This is a genomic window from Rhodanobacter soli (genome assembly GCF_039523495.1).
Classification (GTDB): Bacteria; Pseudomonadota; Gammaproteobacteria; order Xanthomonadales; family Rhodanobacteraceae; genus Rhodanobacter; species Rhodanobacter soli.
Genome location: NZ_BAAAFK010000001.1, coordinates 220679 through 241223, shown reverse-complemented (window position 1 = coordinate 241223; position 20545 = coordinate 220679). Strand labels below are relative to the sequence as shown.

At 67.9% G+C, this 20545-nt stretch carries 14 protein-coding genes; 9 read left to right on the top strand and 5 right to left on the bottom strand.

Annotation, left to right across the window (positions count from 1 at the left end; genetic code table 11):
• Positions 1–62: 62 nt before the first annotated feature.
• From ABD024_RS01095 to ABD024_RS01060, 8 genes are all read left to right on the top strand, one after another.
• Positions 63–2225: a prolyl oligopeptidase family serine peptidase gene (locus ABD024_RS01095; RefSeq protein WP_343848818.1), complete on the top strand. Its 2163-nt coding sequence runs from the start codon at positions 63–65 to the stop codon at positions 2223–2225.
• A 98-nt stretch (positions 2226–2323) separates the two neighbouring features.
• Positions 2324–3094, top strand: a complete 771-nt coding sequence (locus ABD024_RS01090; protein ID WP_343848816.1) for an energy transducer TonB — start codon at positions 2324–2326, stop codon at positions 3092–3094.
• Positions 3095–3110: 16 nt separating this feature from the next.
• The gene (locus ABD024_RS01085; protein ID WP_343848814.1) at positions 3111–3773 is read left to right on the top strand and encodes an alpha/beta hydrolase; all 663 of its coding nucleotides are present in this window, start codon (positions 3111–3113) and stop codon (positions 3771–3773) included.
• 30 nt (positions 3774–3803) lie between these two features.
• Positions 3804–4856 carry a sensor histidine kinase gene (locus tag ABD024_RS01080; protein ID WP_343848812.1) on the top strand — a complete coding sequence of 351 codons (1053 nt, stop codon included), beginning with the start codon at positions 3804–3806 and terminating at the stop codon, positions 4854–4856.
• Positions 4856–5560: a LytR/AlgR family response regulator transcription factor gene (locus ABD024_RS01075; RefSeq protein ID WP_343848810.1), complete on the top strand. Its 705-nt coding sequence runs from the start codon at positions 4856–4858 to the stop codon at positions 5558–5560. The genes ABD024_RS01080 and ABD024_RS01075 overlap by 1 nt, the downstream gene beginning before the upstream one ends.
• A gap of 116 nt (positions 5561–5676) precedes the next feature.
• Positions 5677–5892, top strand: coding sequence for a hypervirulence associated TUDOR domain-containing protein (locus ABD024_RS01070; protein WP_343848808.1), 216 nt, complete (start codon positions 5677–5679; stop codon positions 5890–5892).
• Between the two features lie 3 nt (positions 5893–5895).
• Positions 5896–6441 (top strand): DUF488 domain-containing protein, encoded by a 546-nt coding sequence (locus ABD024_RS01065; protein ID WP_343848806.1) that lies wholly within the window; start codon positions 5896–5898, stop codon positions 6439–6441.
• Positions 6442–6836: 395 nt separating this feature from the next.
• Positions 6837–9080, top strand: a complete 2244-nt coding sequence (locus ABD024_RS01060; protein ID WP_343848804.1) for an ankyrin repeat domain-containing protein — start codon at positions 6837–6839, stop codon at positions 9078–9080.
• A 912-nt stretch (positions 9081–9992) separates the two neighbouring features.
• Here the strand turns inward: ABD024_RS01060 and gnd are convergent.
• The 3 genes from gnd to ABD024_RS01045 all read right to left on the bottom strand — a co-directional run bounded on the left by gnd (position 9993) and on the right by ABD024_RS01045 (position 13833).
• On the bottom strand, positions 9993–10898 hold the full coding sequence (gene gnd, locus ABD024_RS01055) for a phosphogluconate dehydrogenase (NAD(+)-dependent, decarboxylating) (protein WP_343848802.1): 906 nt from the start codon (positions 10896–10898) through the stop codon (positions 9993–9995).
• A gap of 95 nt (positions 10899–10993) precedes the next feature.
• Positions 10994–12514 (bottom strand): mercuric reductase, encoded by a 1521-nt coding sequence (locus tag ABD024_RS01050; RefSeq protein ID WP_343848800.1) that lies wholly within the window; start codon positions 12512–12514, stop codon positions 10994–10996.
• Entirely contained in the window at positions 12514–13833 is a 1320-nt protein-coding gene (locus tag ABD024_RS01045; protein WP_343848798.1) for a glucoamylase family protein, read from the bottom strand. Before ABD024_RS01045 ends, ABD024_RS01050 begins: the two co-directional genes overlap by 1 nt.
• Positions 13834–14056: 223 nt before the next feature.
• Between ABD024_RS01045 and ABD024_RS01040 the strand changes: the two genes are divergently transcribed.
• A complete protein-coding gene (locus tag ABD024_RS01040; RefSeq protein WP_343848796.1) occupies positions 14057–17920 on the top strand; it encodes a GH36-type glycosyl hydrolase domain-containing protein in 3864 nt (1287 codons plus the stop codon).
• A 208-nt stretch (positions 17921–18128) separates the two neighbouring features.
• Here the strand turns inward: ABD024_RS01040 and ntrC are convergent, their stop codons facing one another.
• Positions 18129–19508, bottom strand: coding sequence for a nitrogen regulation protein NR(I) (gene ntrC, locus ABD024_RS01035; RefSeq protein ID WP_343848794.1), 1380 nt, complete (start codon positions 19506–19508; stop codon positions 18129–18131).
• Complete coding sequence (locus ABD024_RS01030) at positions 19501–20511, bottom strand: two-component system sensor histidine kinase NtrB (RefSeq protein WP_343848792.1); 1011 nt, start codon at positions 20509–20511, stop codon at positions 19501–19503. Before ABD024_RS01030 ends, ntrC begins: the two co-directional genes overlap by 8 nt.
• Positions 20512–20545: the final 34 nt, after the last annotated feature.

Below are 20545 nucleotides of genomic sequence, written 5' to 3'. Positions count from 1 at the left end.
CAACGGCGGCGGCGCGTTGCTACTCTCCTCAGCTCCCACAGTCTTTCCATGGAATCCCCGCCATGCGCCTCGCTCCCCTCATCGCCATCCTGCTGCTCGCCGCCGGCAGCGCCGCCGCGGCCCAGTTGCCGCCGGTGAACCCGTCGCCGAAGCCGCCGCTCGAAGTCGCGCTGATCGGCGAGCCGCAACCGCTGCCGCCGCCCACGCCGCGGCATGCCGCATCCAGCGAATTCCACGGTGTCAGCGTGGCCGACCCGTACCGCTGGCTGGAAAACCCGGACGATCCGGCGGTGCGGCCGTGGATCGGCGCGCAGAACGCCTATACCGAGGCGGCTCTGGCGAGGATGCCGCAAGGCAAGGCGCTCACCGCGCGGGTGCAGCAACTGGCGATCACCTCGACCACCCGCTCCGGCCCGATGCTGGCCGGCGGCACCCTGTTCTACCTGCAGCAGACCCCGCCGCAGCCGCAACCGGTACTGATCGCGCAGGCGTGGCCGGACGGCGCAGCGAAAGTGCTAGTCGATCCGAACGCCGACCACGACGGCACCGCGATCACCGCCTACTGGCCGTCGCCGCGCGGGCGCTACCTCGCCTACGGCACCGCCGAGGGCGGCAGCGAGCTGACCACCATCCGCGTGCTCGACGTGGCCAGCGGCAAGATCCTGCCCGACACCCTGCCCTGGGCCGGCGGCGGCACCACGCCGCAGGGTCTGGCCTGGGATGCCGACGAGCGAGGCTTCAGCTATGTGCGCTTCGCGCCGCCAGCGACGGGGCAGGAAGTGGAACAGTTCCACGCCACCCTGATGCACCACGCGCTGGGCCAGGCCGCCACGGCGGACAGCGTGGTGTTCGGCAAGGGCTACGCGAAAACAGCCGAATACGTGCTGGTGAATTCGCCGGCCACCGCGCAGGCCGCGGTGCTCGCCTACGACGGCGACGGCGGCCCGGCCGAGGTGTTCCTGCAGCACGAGGGCAACTTCCGGCGCGTGCTCGACCGCGGTGCGAACGTGCGCACGGCCGCCTGGGTGTCTGGACGTCTATATGTCGCCTCGTTCCGGGATGCGCCGCGCGGCCGAATCGTGGCCATCGGCGACGACGGCAAGGCCGTGCCGGTGCTGGCCGAGCGCGAGGGCGCGATCCAGCAGATCGCCCCGCTCGGCGACGGCTTCCTGGTGGTGCGTAGCTGGGGCCCGGACTGGTGGGTGGAGCAGTACGGCGCCAACGCGACCTTCGTGCGCCGGCTGCCGCTGCCGCCGCGCGGCATCGGTATCGGCGCGATCGCTTCCGAGTCCGGCCAGAGCAAGGCGCTGATCAGCTACAGCGGCTGGACCACGCCCGCGCGCTGGGCCGAGTACGACGGCCGCAGCGGCACGCTGAAAACCGTGTTCGAGGTAAAACCTGCCGCCGACTATTCGAAGGTGGTCGTGCAGCGCATCGACGGCACCTCGAAAGACGGCACGAAGATTCCGGTGACCGTGCTGTCATTGCCGGGCGTGACTCCGAACGGCGCGCGCCCGACCATCCTGTACAGCTACGGCGGGTTCGACCTGCCGGTGAAGCCGGGCTTCATCGGCGCCAACCTGGCCTGGCTGGAGCACGGCGGCGTACTCGCCTACGCCAACATCCGCGGCGGCAACGAGAACGGCCAGCAGTGGCACGCGCAAGGACAAAAGCTGGACAAGCAGAACGTGTTCGACGACTTCCACGCCGCCGCGCTGGCGCTGATCGACACGCGCTGGACCGATCGCGCCCACCTGGGCATCCTCGGCGGCAGCAACGGCGGCCTGCTGATGGGCACGCAGATCGTGCAGCACCCCGGCGACTACCGCGCGGTGGTGGCGCGGGTCGGCATCTACGACATGCTGCGCCACGAGACCGACTTCGCCAACGGCCCGTACAACATCCCCGAATACGGCAGCATCGCGGACCCGGCGCAGTTCAAGGCCACCCTGGCCTACTCGCCACTGCAGCACGTGCAGGCGGATACCGCCTACCCGGCGGTACTGCTCACCACCGGCGAAAACGATCCGCGGGTGGCGCCGTGGCAATCGCGCAAGTTCGCCGCCGCACTGCAGGACGCCACTTCGTCGTCACAGCCGATCCTGCTGCTGACCCGCATGAACGCCGGCCACGGCGTGGGCGCCCCGTTCAGCCAGCGCGTCGGCGACACCGCGATCGGACTGACCTTCTTCGCGCACGAGCTGGGGCTGAACGTCACGCCATGATGCCGTAGCGACGGCGGGCTGGTTCGCCCGCCGTCGCTGCAGCATGATGGTCGCTCGCGCGGCGCGGGGTGCCGGCGTCAACTAGGGAGGGTGTTGTGATGAAAAACATGATGCTTTGTGCAGGCATGCTTCTACTGGCCGTTTCCTTGACGGCGCAGGCGGCCGAGCGGCGCGAACAGACTTACAGGGTCGGCGCCGACGTAGACGCCACAGGGCACGTCATCGCTACTCAGGTCGAGCAGGAGGTACCAGCATCCATCGCCGTCGTACTGACTTCCGCGGTCAAGCAATGGCAATTCGTATCGGCCACACGCAATGGTCAACCGGTGCCTGCACACACGTTCATCTACGCAAAGTTGCTGGCGTTGCCGAACGCGAGCGGCCAATACGACTTGCACATCATCTACGCGGGCAACGGCCCAAAATTCGACCGGGCCGGCTGGGAACCACGCTATCCCCGGGATGCGGTGCACAGGCGCCAGGCTGCGTTCGTTTTTGTCAACGCGACCGTGCAACCCGACGGCCGCCCGGCCGACATCACGGTGGACAGCCAGTTCGCCGAATGGCCGGTGCAAGCGTACTTCAAGGATGCCGCACTGAAGGCCGCGAGAAGCTGGCATTTCATTCCGGAACAAGTCGACGGTCAGCCGGTTGCGACGCAAGTGCGCGTACCGATGAACTTCACTTTTGGCGGTCAGATACTCACTCCAGAACAAGTCAAAATCCTGCGCGAAGCCGCACGCAAGAAAGATGCGGTGGCGAACGCCGAGGCTGATCAACTCGGCATCCCGCTGCCATCGGAGCAGGAGGTTGCGCTGGACAGCCCGCTGCAGCCGCATGCCGTCGCCACTATCATCAGCGCCCCCTGACCCCGCCGAGTACCGCATGCCCCTTCCCACCGTCGAACACCAAACCGCCGCCCACCCGCGCTACAGCATTCTCTGGCTGCACGGCCTCGGCGCGGACGGCAACGACTTCGCACCGATCGTGCCGGAACTGGTGGATCCGTCATGGCCGCCGTTGCGCTTCGTGTTTCCGCATGCGCCAGTGCGGCCGGTGACGATCAACAACGGCATGTCGATGCGCGCGTGGTACGACATCATCGGTTTCGATGCGCACGCGCGCCAGGACGAAGCCGGCATTCGCGCCTCGATCGGCGAAGTGCAGACGCTGATCGCGCGCGAGCACGAGCGCGGCGTGCCGAGCGAGCGGATCTTCCTCGCCGGCTTCTCGCAGGGCGGCGCGATCGCGCTGTCCGCGGGCCTGCGCCATGCGGAAAAACTGGCCGGCATCATCGCGCTGTCGACCTACCTGCCGATCGCCGCCACGCTCGCCGCCGAGCGCAGCGCCGCGAACGCGGCCACGCCGATCTTCTGGGGTCACGGCACGGCTGATCCGGTGGTGTTGCTGCAGCGTGGGACCGACTCGCGCGATACGCTGCAGGCGCTGGGTCATGCTGTGGACTGGCACACCTACCCGATGGCCCACGCGGTCTGCGCCGAGGAGATCGGCGACCTGCGTCACTGGCTGGGCCAGCGACTGGCGTAAGCGCGACCGCGCTGCGGCATACTTGCCCGCATGCGCGAACCCACGCCCCACCGCAGCCCGCGCGGCCGCACCGAACACAGCCCGCTGCCGGACTTCTGCCGGCTGCCGGCGCTGTTCGCGCTGTTCGTGGTCGGCGCGCTGACCGTGATCGTGATGTGGCTGGCCCGCGACAACCCGCGCGACTGGTCGGCCTACAGCGTCAGCATGCTGTTCGTGACCTGGCTGGCGCTGGTGGTCGCGGTGGCGCTGTGCAAGCTGCGCGCGTGGCTGCAGCGCCTGCCCGGCCACCTGCCGTATGTCGGCGTATGGCTGCTGATCCTGCTGATCGTGCTGATCGCCAGCCTGGTGGCGCACTGGTTCGACGGCGCGCTGCAGATGCAGCTGATCAGGAGCAGCCTGCCCGTGTTCGTGCGCGACAACCTGCTGATCGCCGCCCTGCTCGGCGCCGCGATGCTGCGCTATTTCTACGTGCTGGCGCAGTGGCAGGCACGGCTGGCGGCGGTCACCCGCGCCCAGGTCGAGGCGTTGCAGGCACGCATCCGCCCGCACTTCCTGTTCAACAGCATGAATACCGTGGCCGCGCTGATCCGGGTCGATCCCGACGCCGCGGAACGCACGGTGGAAGACCTGTCCGAACTGTTCCGCGCCGCCCTGGGTCAGCACGACACCAACGACGGCACGCTGGGCGAGGAGCTGGCGCTGGTCGAACGTTACCTGGCGATCGAGCAGTTGCGCCTGGGCACGCGCCTGCACGTGCGCCGCGAACTGCACGACCTGCCCGCCGACTTTCCGCTGCCGCGGCTGCTGCTGCAGCCGCTGGTGGAGAACGCCGTGCGCCACGGCGTCCAGCCGCTGCGCGAAGGTGGCGAGGTGGTCCTGCGCGGCCAGCGTGACGGCAGCGGTGTGCGCATCGAGATCATCAACCCGCTGCCGACCACCCCACCCGCCGCCGGCAACGGCCATGGTCTGGACAGCGTGCGCCGGCGCGTCGCCTACCGCTATGGCCCGCTGGCGAAGGTGCAGGCCGGCCCGCAGGACGATCGCTTCGTGGTGCTGCTGCAGCTGCCGGGAGGCTCCGTCTGATGCGCGTGCTGATCGTCGACGATGAGCCGCTGGCACGCGCGCGCATGGCCGCGTTGCTCGGCGAATGCGCCGGCGTGGAGGTCGTCGGCAACGTCGGCGACGGCGAAGCCGCACTCGCCGCACTCGGCGAACTGCAGCCGGACGCCTTGCTGCTCGACATCAACATGCCCGGCATCGACGGCGTGGCGCTGGCACAGCGCCTGGCCGGCCGCGCGCGGCCGCAGGTGATCTTCTGCACCGCCTACGAAGCGCATGCACTGACGGCGTTCGAGCTCGGCGCGGCCGACTACCTGTTGAAACCGGTACGGCTCGAACGCCTGCGCGAGGCGCTGCAGCGCGCGCAACGCCGCCTCGCCGACGCCCCGCGCGAACCGGTCGCGTACCTGCACGGCCGCCTGCGCGGCGAACAGGTGCGCATCGCGCTGGACGAAGTGATCTGCCTGCTCGCCGACGAGAAATACGTGGTGGTGCAACATCGCCGCGGCGAACTGCTGATCGAGGAATCCCTGCGCCAGCTGGAAGAAGCCTACCCCGACCAGCTGATCCGCCTGCACCGCAACTGCCTGGTGCCGCCGCCGCGCCTGCTCGGCCTCAAGACCCTCGCCGACGGCCGCGTACTGGCGCGCCTCGACGGCAGCGAACTCAGCCCAGAGATCAGCCGACGCAATCTGCCGGCGGTGAGGAAACTGTTACGGCTGGGGTGAACCCCGACACGAGCGGCCGGCGGACATCCGACGAACTTCATGCGTATCGGGTGCCGCGCCGTCAACTGCGCGGTCACGCGGCGGGAAGTAACATGCCGCCATTGCCGGGAGCCGCCATGACAAACCATCCCTTCAAGATCGGCGACCACGTGCGCTGGAATTCGGAAGCCGGTTACGTGACCGGCCGGATCATCAAGGTGCACACGCGCGACACCGACTACAAAGGCCACACGCGCCGCTGCAGCGAGGTCGATCCGCAGTACGAGATCAAGAGCGACAAGACCGACCACGTCGCCATGCACAAGGGCGCGGCGCTGCGCAAGATCGACTGAGCGATGTCCACCAACCCCGCCACGATCTGGACGATCGGCCACTCCACCCGCACGCTGCAGGAGTTCCTTGGCCCGCTGGACGACTACCGGATCGAGGCGATCGCCGACGTGCGCCGCTTTCCCGGCTCGCGCCGCTATCCGCATTTCGCCAGCGACGCGCTGGCCATCACGCTGCCTGCGCACGGCATCGCCTACCAGTGGATCCCCAAGCTTGGCGGCCGGCGCAAGGTGCAGCCGGGTTCGCCGAATACCGCGTGGCGCAATGCCTCGTTCCAGGGCTACGCGGATTACACCGCCACCGTGGAATTCGCCGAGGGTCTCGCCGAGCTGCTGAAGCTGGCCGCCAGCAAGCGCACCGCGCTGATGTGCGCCGAGGCGGTGTGGTGGCGCTGTCACCGCTCGATCATTGCCGACGTGCTGAAATTGCACGGGATCGAGGTGATCCACATCATCGATGCGGCGCACACGACGGTGCATCCGTATACGTCGCCGGCGCGCGTCGTGGATGGGCGGTTGAGTTATGCGGCGCCGCAGGGGGAGTTGTTGTAGCGCCCCGGAGCACAACTCGGCGTCGCATGTCGACCCATCGCAGCCGGTCACGAACGGCTGCTTCCGGGAAGACTGAGGCTAAGCGCTGGAGTTAGGCGGGCGCGTATGCCCTTCCGGACCCTGCTTTCCGATTGCGGGGAGCGCTGACTTGGTCAGCGATGCACCATGACTTCGCCATAACCGTGTGCGAGATTGCCGGTGGTTCCCATCTTCGACTAGGAAACGCCCATGAATGGCTCACCTGCTCGCTCGCTTGCATGCTGCCACCCCCGACAGCGCTTGCTGCTCCCGCGTCGAAAATGCGAAAACGGGGGCAGAGTGCACCTTTTTTGAGATGGCCCCTTGAAATGTCGACTCTGACAACGGTTTCCACTCCCACGCATTGAGGCTTATTCATGCAAGCAGCCACGCCCGCCATTCCCCTGCGCGGAACCGCGCGCGCACGCCGCGCAGGGATGATTGCCCTGCTGACGTTGCCCTCTCTGTGGCTAGCCGCGTGGGCCAGCGTGCCGGCAGCAGGTTCGAACTGTGCCACCGAGCAAGCGAAATGTACTTCCGCCGCCAGGCAAAAGGTTGTCGTCAATGCGGACGAATGGAAGAACGCAGGCGATCCCCGCGGACTGATGGTGCTCATCCAGTCGAACCTCAATCGCGTTTCGGCGGGCCAACCCGTTTGGCCTGTACCGAAAGGCGTCGTGCCCGACGCCCGCCTGCAAATAGTCAATGCCTACAGCGATTTTCTGCGCGGCGATTTCGGCGATATGGATGCTGCGATTGCAAAAGCAGAACAAGCCGCCGATGTGTTTCGCCCGGAGTTTCCCGGACAGCATGCCTACGACTGGAAGGCCACGAATGCCAAATTCCACGCAAACTTCATTGCTGCCACGCATAGCTCGTCGCCACTAGCCCGCCTTTACGCCGCACTGCGCGACGTGGATGGCAGTTTGTTCAAAACGCTTGGCAATCCATTCGACCGTACAGCCGATGGGATGCGTGGAGTGCCTTCACCACTGGACGGCACGTGGCTGCGCCTGCCCTGTCGCACGGTGATCGGACGCGTACCGCAGTTCATCGCGGCAACCGACGCGCTCAAGTCGCTGGGCGGCCCCGTGCTCGAGTGCCCCGTCGATAGCCAGGTCGATTATGCGAAAGACGAAATGCTCGCCCTTCATCCCGAGCAATTGAGTCCGCATCTCACACCGCCGCCAACCACGACCGAAGTTGCTGCCACGCCTAGTGCATCTGCACCGCCGCCGCCCGGCAGCCGCGATGCGGCGTTCGCTGAAATGGACATGCATCCGCAACAGGCTGCACTCATCCTCGAACATGATTCCCACGTAGACGCACAGGGCGAACTCGACTACGTGCTGTTCCTACATATCTTCGAGCCGCAGACGCCTACACGCGATGCAACCATCCGCGCCCTGCAGAGCGACTTGTACAAGAAGGCCATGGCTTCGCCAGGCAAGGTTGACGACTTTCCTCTCACGCCCTACGACGGATCTGACGATTCGCTGCTGAACATTATCAGACTGGTTTCCGAAGCCGGCATAACGAATAGCTCGGACTATGACATTCCCTGCGCGTTCTTGACCGCACGTCCCGTACTCATCGCCTCGACGCAGCCGTATTACGGCAGTAACCGCGACAACTTCATGCCACGCTCTGGCTGTTCCCAGAGCGATTACGCACGCATGGGGTTCCCTGCCAAGGCTGTGGCTACCTTTGAAACGGCCTCCACCCAAGCTGACGGGAACTTCATCGACACATTCCAAGGAACGATGGTGTACGGATTTGAAGCCGGACAAAACGCCGTCAACACATCAATGAGGACCAATCCGCAGGCTATCTCGTCTTCGACAAACGACTACCCGTCCCCTAGCTTCGACTACCCGTACCAAGTCTGGGGTTATACCAGCCTCAACAATTACGTCGTCAGCCTGCGCATACGCAAGCTTTACCTTACCGCCCACGATCAGCTCGCCAAGTATTATCAGAAGCACATGCAGCTCAATCGAGCCGACAGCGAGCAGGCCGCAAAGTTCGCCCTGTTTCTGGCGACGTTCGGCGGCAACTGCGGTGGCGACGTTCCGGCAGTGTCTTTGTACAGAAGGCTGCTGGAGGACGCGCCTCCGGATGAAATCAAGCGACTGCTGAGCGACGGCGCGGCATATGCTCAGGAGATCTACACCTGCTCCAAGTATGCCGGCGTGGACCCATTGTTGCTGGTTGCGGTTGCTGATCCCGCGGCTTTTCCGCTGGTCATGCAGCATGAGCCAGATATCAACGAGCGCAACGCCATTGGCAAAACGGCGCTGATGGAAGCCGCTCAATTCGACCAGCTCGGCATTGTGGATCTGCTGCTGGAACATCACGCCTCAGTCAACGCCACGACTTGGGGCAACCAAGAGGGGGGCGCTCCACAACTCGGCGACGATGCGCGCACCGCCCTGATGTACGGGGCGGCCAACGGCTCGCTGAAACTGATCAAGGCATTGCTAGCCGCCGGCGCCGACCCGTACCAGGCCGATACCAAAGGCCATCGCGCCATCGACTATCTGCTTGGCTACGGGCCGACGCCGTCAAATCCGCATTTAAGCGAACGCCAGCGCAGGCACGCCGCACAATGGCTGTTCTGATGCGCATGCGCCACGCCATTCTCATCCAGGTTCAGAGAACTGGGGCAACCATTTCGCCGACGGGCTCAATAGGCGCGCACTTGCTCTTCCCCGATCACGCCGAAGGGTAATGACCAGTCTTGTCGCTGACCACCAGCCGTTGTGTTCATAGGATGCCAAGATCGCACCAGTCACCGTTCTGGTCAGTTGTTCAGGAAGTTTCGAGTGATGCTGAAATGTTCGATGCGTCCGGCTAACCATAAGCGGCATAGCCGGACACAACTGACGCTGCTATCAGGCCTCCGCGCACCGCCGCAAGCACCAACTAGGTAAGCTTCCAACGACTGCTATTCGGCAACTTTGTGGACGGCGCGACCGGCAGTTCTTGGCCGATGGCATACCGTCGTGGCAGCGCGAAACCACAATCCCAATGGAGCGTTTGGCATCTCTGCTCTTCCGCTCCTGCAACCGCGCAGCGGTTGCGCACCGAGTGGGCCGGGATGGCCCGCTGCTCTACCCGAGGTCCCTTGTGCGGCGGTGAGGCGGGGTCGACAGGCCGCGCAGCGGGCATCGGCATGGATGCCGGAGTTGAGGCAACGCAGGAGCGGTTGCCCGAGTCCGGTCGAAAAGCCCGGCCCCGGCTCACGGACTTGCCGGGCACGATGCCCGGCAAGCGCCAAGCGGGGTGTCGTTTTCTCTTGGTTGCTTCTCTTTTACTCCGGGCATCCTGCCCTCCGCCCTTCGGGCCAGCTTCGCTGTTCGCGCACGCATCCTGCGTGCACGTGGACAAGCAAAAGAGAAGTAACTCGGCCTCCGAAGGAGGACGAAAGCTCTTCGCTCTGAAGCCGCAACAACGCGAAAGAAGTATCGCCCGCAAGCGGGCTCCTGCAAGAGCATCGAGTCCAGGCATCAGCGAGCAGCGCGCAGCGCCAGCTACTCCTTCTTGACCGCATGCCCCCCGAACTCGTTGCGCAACGACGCCAGCAGCTTGTCGGCGAACGAATCGCTGTCGCGCGAGCGGAAGCGTTCCATCAGCGACAGCGTGATCACCGGGGCGGAGACGCTGAGTTCCATCGCGGCGTCGACGGTCCAGCGGCCTTCGCCGGAATCCACCACGTAAGGTGCGATGCCGTCCATGTCCGGGTTCTTGCCCAGCGCGTCGGTGGCCAGCTCGAGCAACCATGAGCGCACCACGCTGCCGTGGCGCCAGATCTCGCCGATCTGCGCCAGGTCGAGGCCGAACTCCTGCTTGTGCTTGAGGATCGAGAAGCCTTCGGCGTAGGCCTGCATCATTCCGTATTCGATGCCGTTGTGGACCATCTTGGTGTAGTGCCCGGAGCCGACCGGGCCGACCCGGCCCCAGCCCTGGTCCTTCGCCGGCGCCAGCGTCTCGAAGATCGGCCGCAGCGCCTCGACGGTTTTTTCGTCGCCGCCGACCATCATGCTGTAGCCCTCTTTCAGGCCCCACACGCCGCCACTGGTGCCGCAGTCGACGTAGCCGATGCCGTGGTCGGCGTAGAGCTTCGCGCGGCGCAAGGTGTCCTTGTAGTTGGAATTGCCGCCGTCGATCACGGTGTCGCCCCTGGTCAGCAGCGGCAACAAGGCGTCGACGGTGTCGTCGGTGATCCTGCCGGACGGCACCATCATCCACAGCACGCGCGGCGTGGGCAGCGCGCCGACCAGCGCGGCCAGCGAATCGACCGCGCCGGCGCCGGCGGCCTGCACCGCCTTGCGCGCATCCGCGCTGGGATCGAAGCCGGTGATCTTGTGGCCGCCGCGCTGCAGGCGTTCCACCATGTTGGCGCCCATCTTGCCGAGGCCGATCATGCCGAGTTCCATAGGGTTTCCTTGTGTGGAGTGAGGGAAATCATGTTGACCCATTCCATCCATTGTAGGTACGCCGCGATAAGCCGGCGTGATACGGCGCTGCCGGCTCAACGCGCCAGCCAGCGTTGCAGCCGCGCACGCACCCGCGGGGTCAGCCGCGTACGGTTGTACGCATCGGCGGCGTGGCGGATCGCCTCGGCCTGGGTGGGATAGGCATGGATTACCCGCGACAGCGTGCGCAGGCCCACGCCCGCCACCATCGCCAGGGTGATCTCGTTGATCATGTCGCCGGCGTGACGCGCCACGATGGTGGCGCCGAGGATGCAGTCGCTGTGCTCGCGCACGTGGATTTTCGCGAAGCCGACCTGCTCGCTGTCGGTCACCGCGCGGTCAACCTCGTGCATCGGCACGGTGAAGGTTTTCACCGGGATGCCCCGCCGGTTCGCCTCGCGCACGTACAGGCCAACGTGAGCGATTTCCGGATCGGTATAGGTGCACCAGGGGATCACCAGCTTGCTCAGGCGCTGGCGTCCGCCGAACAACGCGTTCTGCACGGCGATGTGCGCCGAGGCGCTGGCAGTGTCGGTGTACCGGTGTTCCAGGCAGACATCGCCGGCGGCGTGGATGCGCGGGTTGCCGGTGCACAGGAAATCATCGACGCGGATGCCCGTGCCGGGGGCGTAGTCGACGCCGGCCGCCGCCAGCTGCAGTCCCTCCACGTTCGGTACGCGGCCCACGCCGGCCAGGATTGCGTCGACCGTGATGGTGCTGTGGTAGTCGTCACTGACCAGATCGACCAGCTTCTGGCCGTTCTCCACCCGTACCCCGACGACACGCGTGTTGAGCCGCACCTCGATGCCGTCGCGGGCGAACGCATCGGACAGGATCTGCGCCGCGTCGCGCTCCTCGCTCGGCAGGAACAGCGGCACACTCTGCACGATGGTGGTTCGCGCACCGAGCCGGCCGAACGCCTGCGCCAGCTCGCAGCCGAGCGGGCCGCCGCCGATCACCAGCAGGCGCTGCGGCAGTTCGGTCAGGTTGAACACATTGGCGTTGGTGAGATAGCCGGCCTCGCGCAGGCCCGGGATCACCGGCACATGCGGCCGTGCGCCGGTGGCGATGATGGCCTTGTCAAAGTGCAGTGCACTGCCATTGACGTCGAGGCTGTCGGCACCGGTGAACTGCGCGTTGCCGAAGAACACGTCCACCCCGTCGGCGGCCAGCCGGCGCACCGAGTCGTCGCCGCTGAGGTGGCTGCGGATGCGCCGCACGCGCTCCATCGCGGCGGCGAAATCAACCTGGATATCGCCGGGCACCTGCGCGCCGTAGCGCGCGGCATTGCGCATGTCGGCATAGGCCTGCCCGGTGCGGATGATCGCCTTGGACGGCACGCAGCCGGTGTTGAGGCAGGTGCCGCCGAGCAGGTGCCGTTCCACCAGCGCCACCCGCACACCGAGCGCGGCCGCCTCCGCGGCGGCCGCCAGCCCGGCCGACCCGGCGCCGACGACAAGCAGCTGATAGCGCCCGGCCGGAGTCGGGTTGCTCCATGCCGCCGGATGCACGTGGGCCAGCCGTTCGCGCTCGTGCACGTCCTGCGGGGTGGTGATGGTCGCGTCGAAAGACGACATCAGCAGGCTCCATGATGGGCCGGGTGCAGCAGCCAGCCGCCGCGGAATCCGGCGCGGCGCAGGCCGTCGACGAGATACGGGCAGCCCCGCATCAGCCGCCAGGGCAAACCGCTGCGGTGGTTCTCGATCATCATCAGCACGATGCCCTGATCCAGCCCGTAGTGGCCGGTGGATACCCAGGCCGCACCATCGATCGCGGCCAGCGAAGGGTTGAACGCGCTGGCGAGGCGGCCGTCGCTGAGGATCTGCGGATAGCGCAGCAGCATGTTGCGCACGCCTTCCAGCGCAATCCGCGGCGCGAACGGCAGGGACGCCAGCACCGCCGGCGCCGACAAGGTGCCGTCGTCCGGCCCGTAAGGCACGCCACGCGCCGCATAGCCGAACAGGCGGCGTGGCTCGTTGCCCACGTCCTGCTGCTCGTCACTGGGCCCGTCGCAGGCGGACAGGCCCCAGCCGTTCTCGTCGTAGCCGGCGAAACCGTGCGGATTGAGTCGCGCGTACTCGCGCTGGATCAGCACCGCCCGCCGGCTGTTCTCGAAATAGTCCGAACGCTTCTCGCGCATGAAGTGATCGCGGATGCCGCGAAAGTCGATCCACGCGTGCGAGAAGTGGTGCACGAACAGCGGCCCGGCATACAGGAAGTCGCCGTCGTAGAGGTTCTCCCATTGATAGGTGACGGTCCACGCGTGGTAACAATCACCGCTGACCGGATGAGTGGGCGAACCCATCGCCAGCGCGTACAGCACGATCGCCTCGCTGTAGCCCTCCCAGCCGTAATGAAGGAAGCCGCATTCGGGTTTCCAGCCTTGCCGGATCGTCTCGCCGCCATCCTGCGCCCAGTGCCAGTCGACCCGCCGGTACAGCGTGTCGGCGATGCGACGCAGCTCGACCTCGTCGGGCGTGTCGTCGCGGAAGTACGCCGCCGCGGTGAGCACGCCGGCGATCAGCAGCGCGGTGTCGATCATCGACAGTTCCGATTGCCACACCCGCGCACCGCTGCGGATGTCCAGGAAATGGTAGTAGAAGCCTTTGTAGCCGGTGGCCTGCGGCGTGCCGCCCTGGTCGCTGTCGCGGAAGAAGCGCAGCACGTCGAGACTGTGGCGCAGCGCATCGGCGCGGCTCATCCAGCCGCGCTCCACCGCCACCGGATACGCCGACAGCGCAAAGCCCACCACCGCAATGCTGACCGGCGAACCCTCGCGCGAGGTGTCCGGCACCAGACCGTTGTGCGGATCCACCAGCTGCGCGAAGTAATCGAAGGCGGAGCGCTGCATGGTGTCCAGCCAGTTCTCGTCCGTGGGCGTTGCGCTGTCAGTCATCCGGCATGTCCCGATCGTCGCGGTGAAGGTGACCCATGGGTCCGCCGAAGTTGCACCGACCCGACCGTCAGCTTGCACCGTTGCGCGTGAAATTAACGGAGCGTAGCCACGTCCTTCATGCCGCATCGTCTTTCATCACGGATTGCGCAGGGCTCGAACGTACGCCGGGCGACCGCATCGCAACTTCCTCCGATCACCTGACGGACCCGCCAAGCCGACGCCCATGCCAACCTGCGCCACGCCCTCGATACAGCTATTGTCCAACGGAAGTTATTCGGTGACGCTGGACGCCAACGGCTCCGGCTACAGCCGCTGGCGCGATCTGGCGATCACCCGCTGGCGGGAGGATCCGGTCGGCGACGGCTGGGGCAGCTACCTGTTGCTGCGCGACGAGGACAGCGGCGACACGTGGTCGGCCAGTCGGCAGCCGTATGGCAACCACACGCCGGACGACGCGATCGCGTTCGACGCGGGGCGCGCCAGTTTCAGCCGACGCCACCACAGCGTGCACAGCGTGCTGGATGTGGCGGTGGCCGCCGAGGCCGACATCGAACTGCGCCGGCTCACCTTGAGCAACCACGGCGACCGCACGCGCACGCTGTCACTGACTTCGTACGCCGAGCTGGTGCTCGGCCCGATCGGCGCCGACAACGCACACCCGGCGTTCTCCAAGATGTTCGTGCAGACCGCATGGGACGAGGCGCACCGCATGCTGCTGGCCACGCGGCGGCGGCGCGACAGCAGCGCGGCCGAAGTGTGGGCCGCGCAGGCGCTGCAGGTCGTCGGCGAGGATGGCGAAGATGCCGGTGAATTCGAAACCGACCGCGCACGCTTCCTCGGCCGCCTGCACGCGCTGCGCGACGCACAGGCGATGCAGCCGGGCGCCGCGTTGTCGAACACCGTCGGCTGCGTGCTCGATCCGGTGTTCGCCCTGCGCCGGCGCTTCACGCTGGCGCCGGACAGCAGCGTGACGTTGCTGCTGTGGACCCGACTGGCCGATTCGCGCGACGGCGCCATGGCCCTGACCACGCAACTCGGCGATCCGGCCGCCGCCACGCGGCTGTTCGACGGCGCGGCACAACATGCCGCAGCCGAGTGCGCGCAGCTCGGCATCGACGCCGCGCAGGCGACGCGATTCGCCCGCTGGATGAGCGCGCTGCTGTGCAACGATCCGAGCCAGCGCGCGGCACCCGACGTGCTGGCACGCGGCCGCGGCGGCGCACCGGTGCTGTGGTCCGCCGGCATCTCCGGCGACCGGCCGATCATCCTGCTGCGCCTCGGCGAGGCCGACGACCTGGCGCGCGTGAGCGAGGTGCTGCAGGCACAGCAGCATTGGCGCCGTCAGCAATTCGCCGTCGACGTGGTGCTGCTGCAGGCCACCGGCGAGGCGCAGCAGGCCGCGCTCGATTCGCTGGTGAGTGCGCAGCAGGCGTGCCTGAAAACCGACGACCCGCTGCCCAAGGCCGAGCTGTTCGCGTTGCGCGACGACGCGATCGGCGCGGATTTGCGCCACGGCCTGCTGACGGTGGCGCGCGTGGTGCTGGACGAGGTGCAGCCGGCGCAGGCCGCCGCCGGATCGCCACCCGCCCGCACTATGCCCGCGCCGATCCGTGCGACCGTCACGGCGGTCGCCGTCGCCGCCAACGTCGATGCGCCGGAATTCGCCAATGGCCACGGCGGCTTCGTCGACGGCGGCCGCGCCTATCGGATCGACCTCGACGAAGCGCATCCCACGCCGGCGCCATGGGTGAACGTGATCGCCAACCCCGCGTTCGGCTGCATGCTGTCGGCCGAAGGCGGCGGTTATGCGTGGTCGCTCAACAGCCAGCAGAATCCGCTGACGCCGTGGCCGAACGACCCGGTCAGCGACTGCCCGCACGACGTGCTGTACCTGCGCGACGAGGACAGCGGCGTGCTGTGGAGCGCGTGCGCGCTGCCGATCCGCGTGGCCGGCGCGCATTACGCGACCACCCACGGCAAGGGCTGGACACGCTTCGAGAACGACGCGCACGGCATCGAACTGGAGCTGCTGCAGTGCGTGCCGACGGACGATCCGCTCAAGCTGTCGCGCCTGCGCCTGTGCAATCGCTCGCCGCGCACGCGGCGGCTGTCGGTGACCGGCTACGTGGAGTGGGCGCTGGGCGCGAACGGCAGCACGCCAGCGCCGTTCGTGATCACCTCGCGCGACGAACGCACCGGCGCGTTGTTCGCGCGCAACCGCTGGCGGCCCGACTTCGGCGACCGCGTGGCCTTCATCGACCTGGCCGGGCCCGCGCATTCGATGAGCGGCGACCGCCACGAATTCTTGGGGCCGCTCGGCACGGTCGCGCAGCCGCTGGCGCTGCATGATGGCGCGCCGCTGTCCGGCCGCCTCGGCGCCGGACTGGAACCCTGCGGCGCGCTGCAGGTACGCATCGAACTGCCGCCGGGCACGCAGCTCGACCTGCGCTTCCTGCTCGGCGACGCCGCCGACGAAGTCGCCGCGCAAGCCTTGATCGAGAGATATCGCGCGGTCGATATCGACGGCGTGCTCGCCGACGTCGCCGCGCAGTGGAGCGGCCTGCTCGACGCCGTGCAGGTGCGCACGCCGGATCGCGCGCTGGACCTCCTGCTCAACGACTGGCTGCTGTACCAGGTCACCAGCTGCCGGCTGTGGGCGCGCACTGCTTACTACCAGGCCAGCGGTGCCTACGGTTTTCGCGACCAGCTGCAGGACGTGATGGCGCTGTGCGTGAGCCGCCCCGATCTCGCCCGCGAACACCTGCTGCGTGCGGCCGGCCGCCAGTTCGCCGAGGGCGACGTGCAGCACTGGTGGCTGCCGCCGGGCGGCCAGGGCATCCGCACCAAGGTCAGCGACGACCGCCTGTGGCTGGCGTATGTCGCCGCGCACTACGTCGAGGTGAGCGGCGATGCGGCCGTGCTGGACGAGACGCGGCCGTTTCTCGCCGGCCAGCCGATTCCCGACGGCGCCACCGACGCATTCTTCCAGCCCGCGGCCTCCGATCGGCAAGCCAGCGTGTACGAACACTGCGCGCTCGCCATCGACAGCAGCCTCACCCGCGGGGCGCACGGCCTGCCGCTGATCGGCACCGGCGACTGGAACGACGGCATGAACGCGGTCGGCGCCGCGGGACGCGGCGAGAGCAGTTGGCTCGGCTGGTTCCTGCTCGCCACGATCGCGAAGTTCGCGCCACATGCCGAACAGCGTGGCGAGGCCGAACGCGTGCAGCGCTGGCGCGACCATGCCGACGATCTGCGCGCCGCGCTGGAACGCGCCTGGGACGGCCAGTGGTATCGCCGCGGCTACTACGACGACGGCGCGCCGCTCGGCTCGCACGAAAGCGACGAGTGCCGCATCGACACCATCGCGCAATCGTGGAGCGTACTGGCCGGCATCGGCGACCACGAACACGCCACGCAGGCCATGGCCGCGGTCGACCGCCTGCTGGTCGACCAGCCGAACCGGATCCATCGCCTGTTCGCCCCACCGTTCGACCACAGCCGCGAGAACCCCGGCTACATCAAGGGCTACCCGCCCGGCGTGCGCGAGAACGGCGGCCAGTACACGCATGGCGCGGTGTGGTCGATCTTCGCCTGGGCCGGCCTTGGCGACGGCGACCGCGCCGGCGGCCTGTTCGACCTGCTCAACCCGATCCGCCACAGCGACAGCCCCGCCGCGGTGGCACGCTACAAGGTCGAACCCTATGTTGCCTGCGCCGACGTCTACTCGGTCGCCCCGCACATCGGCCGCGGCGGCTGGACCTGGTACACCGGTTCCGCCGCGTGGCTGTACCGCGCCGGACTGGAAGCCATGCTCGGCTTCCGGCTGCGCGGCGACCGGCTGCGCATCGAACCGTGCATTCCGAAGGACTGGCTGGGCTTCCAGCTCAGCTACCGCCGCCGCGGCGAACAGCACGTCACCTGCTACGAGATCGAGGTGGCAAACCCGCATCGGGTGTGCGGTGGCGTGGCGCAAATCGAATTGGACGGCCAAACGCTGACCGCCGACGACGACGTACCACTGGCCGACGACGGCGGGACGCACCGGCTGCGTATCGTTCTCGGCAAATATCGACTGACCCCGTAGGGTGGGCACAGCCCGCCGCTCTCCGTCGAAACACGATGCGAGAACAGAAAGCCGGCGGGCGGTGCCCGCCCACCGCAAACTGTCCCCGTTCACCCTGAGCGCAGCCGCGCAGCGGCGAAGTCGAAGGGCCGGCGCCATGCGGCTTTATGGTTGCGGGGGCCCTTCGACTTCGGCCTACGGCCTACGCTCAGGGTGAACGGTGGCGTTCTCAGCTCTTGCGCGTGCGCGACGCGCCGAGCTTGCGGGTCAGCGTGTTGCGCCCCACGCCCAGCGCCTGCGCTGCGTTCTGCCGATGGCCGTCGGCTGCCTGCAGCGCCACGTTGAGCAGGGTCTGGTCGAGCGCCTGGCGGGCGCGCGCGTGGATGTCCGCTTCGCCGTCGACCAGCGCCTGCACCGCCCATTCGCGCAACGCGTCGGTCCATTCGCCGCCGCGCGCCGGGTCGGCGCCGTTGCCGAGGTCGCCCGGCAGGATCTCGCTGCCCGGCGCGATCACCGCCAGCCGCCGGCACAGGTTTTCCAGTTCGCGCACGTTGCCGGGGTAGTCGCGCTGGCCGACCAGTTTCAACGCGGCCCGGGAGAAGCGCTTCGGCGGCAGTTTCAGTTCCTGCGCGGTGGCGGCGAGGAAGTGCCGGGCCAGCAGCGGGATGTCGCTGCGGCGGGTGCGCAGCGGCGGCAGTTCGATGCGCACCACGTCGAGCCGGTGCATCAGGTCGGCGCGGAACTGGCCGGCGGCGACGCGCGTGGCCAGGTCCTGGTGGGTGGCGGCGACGATGCGCACATTGCAGCGGATCAGCTCGCGCCCGCCGACGCGGTAGAACTCGCCACCGGCCAGCACGCGCAGCAGGCGCGTCTGCAGCGCCAGCGGCATGTCGCCGATTTCGTCGAGGAACAGCGTGCCGCCTTCGGCCTGCTCGAAGCGCCCGGCGACGCGGCGGGTGGCGCCGGTGAACGCGCCGGCCTCGTGACCGAACAGTTCGCTCTCCAGCAACTCGCTGGGGATCGCCGCAGTGTTCAGCGCCACGAAGGGTTGGTCGCGACGCGCACTTTCCTCGTGCAGCGCGCGCGCCACCAGTTCCTTGCCGGTGCCGGTCTCGCCGATGACCAGCACGTTGAGGTCGCTGGCGGCGACGCGGCCGATCAGCCGGAACACCTCGCGCATCGGCGCGCTCTCGCCGAGCAACGCATGGTTCGGCGCAAGCGCGTGGCCGGTAGCCACCGTCGGCGCGGCCACGCTGGCCAGCGCGCGCTGCACCGCGGCCACCGCCTGGTCGAGGTCGAACGGCTTGGCCAGGTAGTCGACCGCGCCAGAGCGATACGCCGCCGCCGCGGTGGCCACGTCGGTGTACGCGCTCATCACGATCACCGGGCCGATGCCCTGTGCCTGCAGCTCGGCGAGCAGGCCCAGCCCGTCCTCACCCGGCATGCGCACGTCGGTGAGCAGCAGCGCGGGACGCGCTTCGCGCAATGCCGCGCGCACGCCCGCCACCGCATCGAACTCGCGCACCGCGAGCCCGGCATCGCGCAACGCCTCGGCCAGCACGAAGCGCACACCGCGGTCGTCGTCGACGATCCAGATTCCTTCAGTCATGCGTGCGCTCCAGTGGCAGGTACAGCGAGAACACGGTGTGGCCGGGGCGGCTGGTGTAGCGCAGCTCGCCGCCGTGTTCGTGCGCGATCTCGCGCGACAGCGCCAGGCCGAGGCCGCTGCCGTCGGCGCGGCCGGAAACCAGCGGCTGGAACAGTGTGTCGCGCAGCGCGACGGGCACGCCGGCGCCGTCGTCGATCACGTCCACCCGCAGCGCCATGCGCAGCATCCGCTCGCCCACGCGCAGGCCGTGCTCGACCCGCGTGCGCAAGGTGAGCGTGTGCGCGCCGGCTTGCAGCGCGTTGCGCGCGAGGTTGAGCAGGATCTGTTGCAGGCGGTCCGCGTCGCCGTGCAGGTCGGGCACGCTGGGGTCGTAATCGTGATGCAGCTGCGGCGGCGCGGGCTCGGCCAGCAGCAGGTCGCACAGCCGCTCCAGCAACCGATGGATGCTCACCGGGCCAAGCTGCGGCGCGCCGTCGTGATGCAGCAGACGGTTGGCCAGCGCGCCGAGCCGGTCGGCCTCGTCGATGATCATGCCGGCCAGCGCCTGCAGGTCCGCGTTGTCGACCCGCCGCTGCAGCAGCTGCGCCGCACCGCGCAGGCTGGCCAGCGGATTCTTCACCTCGTGCGCGAAGCCGCGCAGCGTGGCCGACAGCGGGGAGCCGGCCGACGGCGGTTCGGCCAGCACATGCACTTCCAGCAGCAGGCCATCGCCGAACGGCTGCAGCGCGATGTCCGCGCTGATCTCGCGACCATTGGCCGCGGCCAGCATCACCCCGCGCCACTGCGCCGGCCGCTGCTCCGCCAGCACCTTCGCGGCCTGCGCCATGCCCGCGCCGGCGTCGTCCAGCAGCAGCCCGAGCGGCTGTCCCACCGCGTTGTGGAAGCCCAGCTCCAGGCACTCGACCAGAGCGGGGTTGAGCCAGCGCAGACGCAGGTCCGCGTCGACCAGGGCCAGCCCGGTCGTCATCTGCTCCGCCCACATCCGCCACGCCAGATCGCTCATTGCACCATCATGGACAATGTTTCGACTTGGTGCA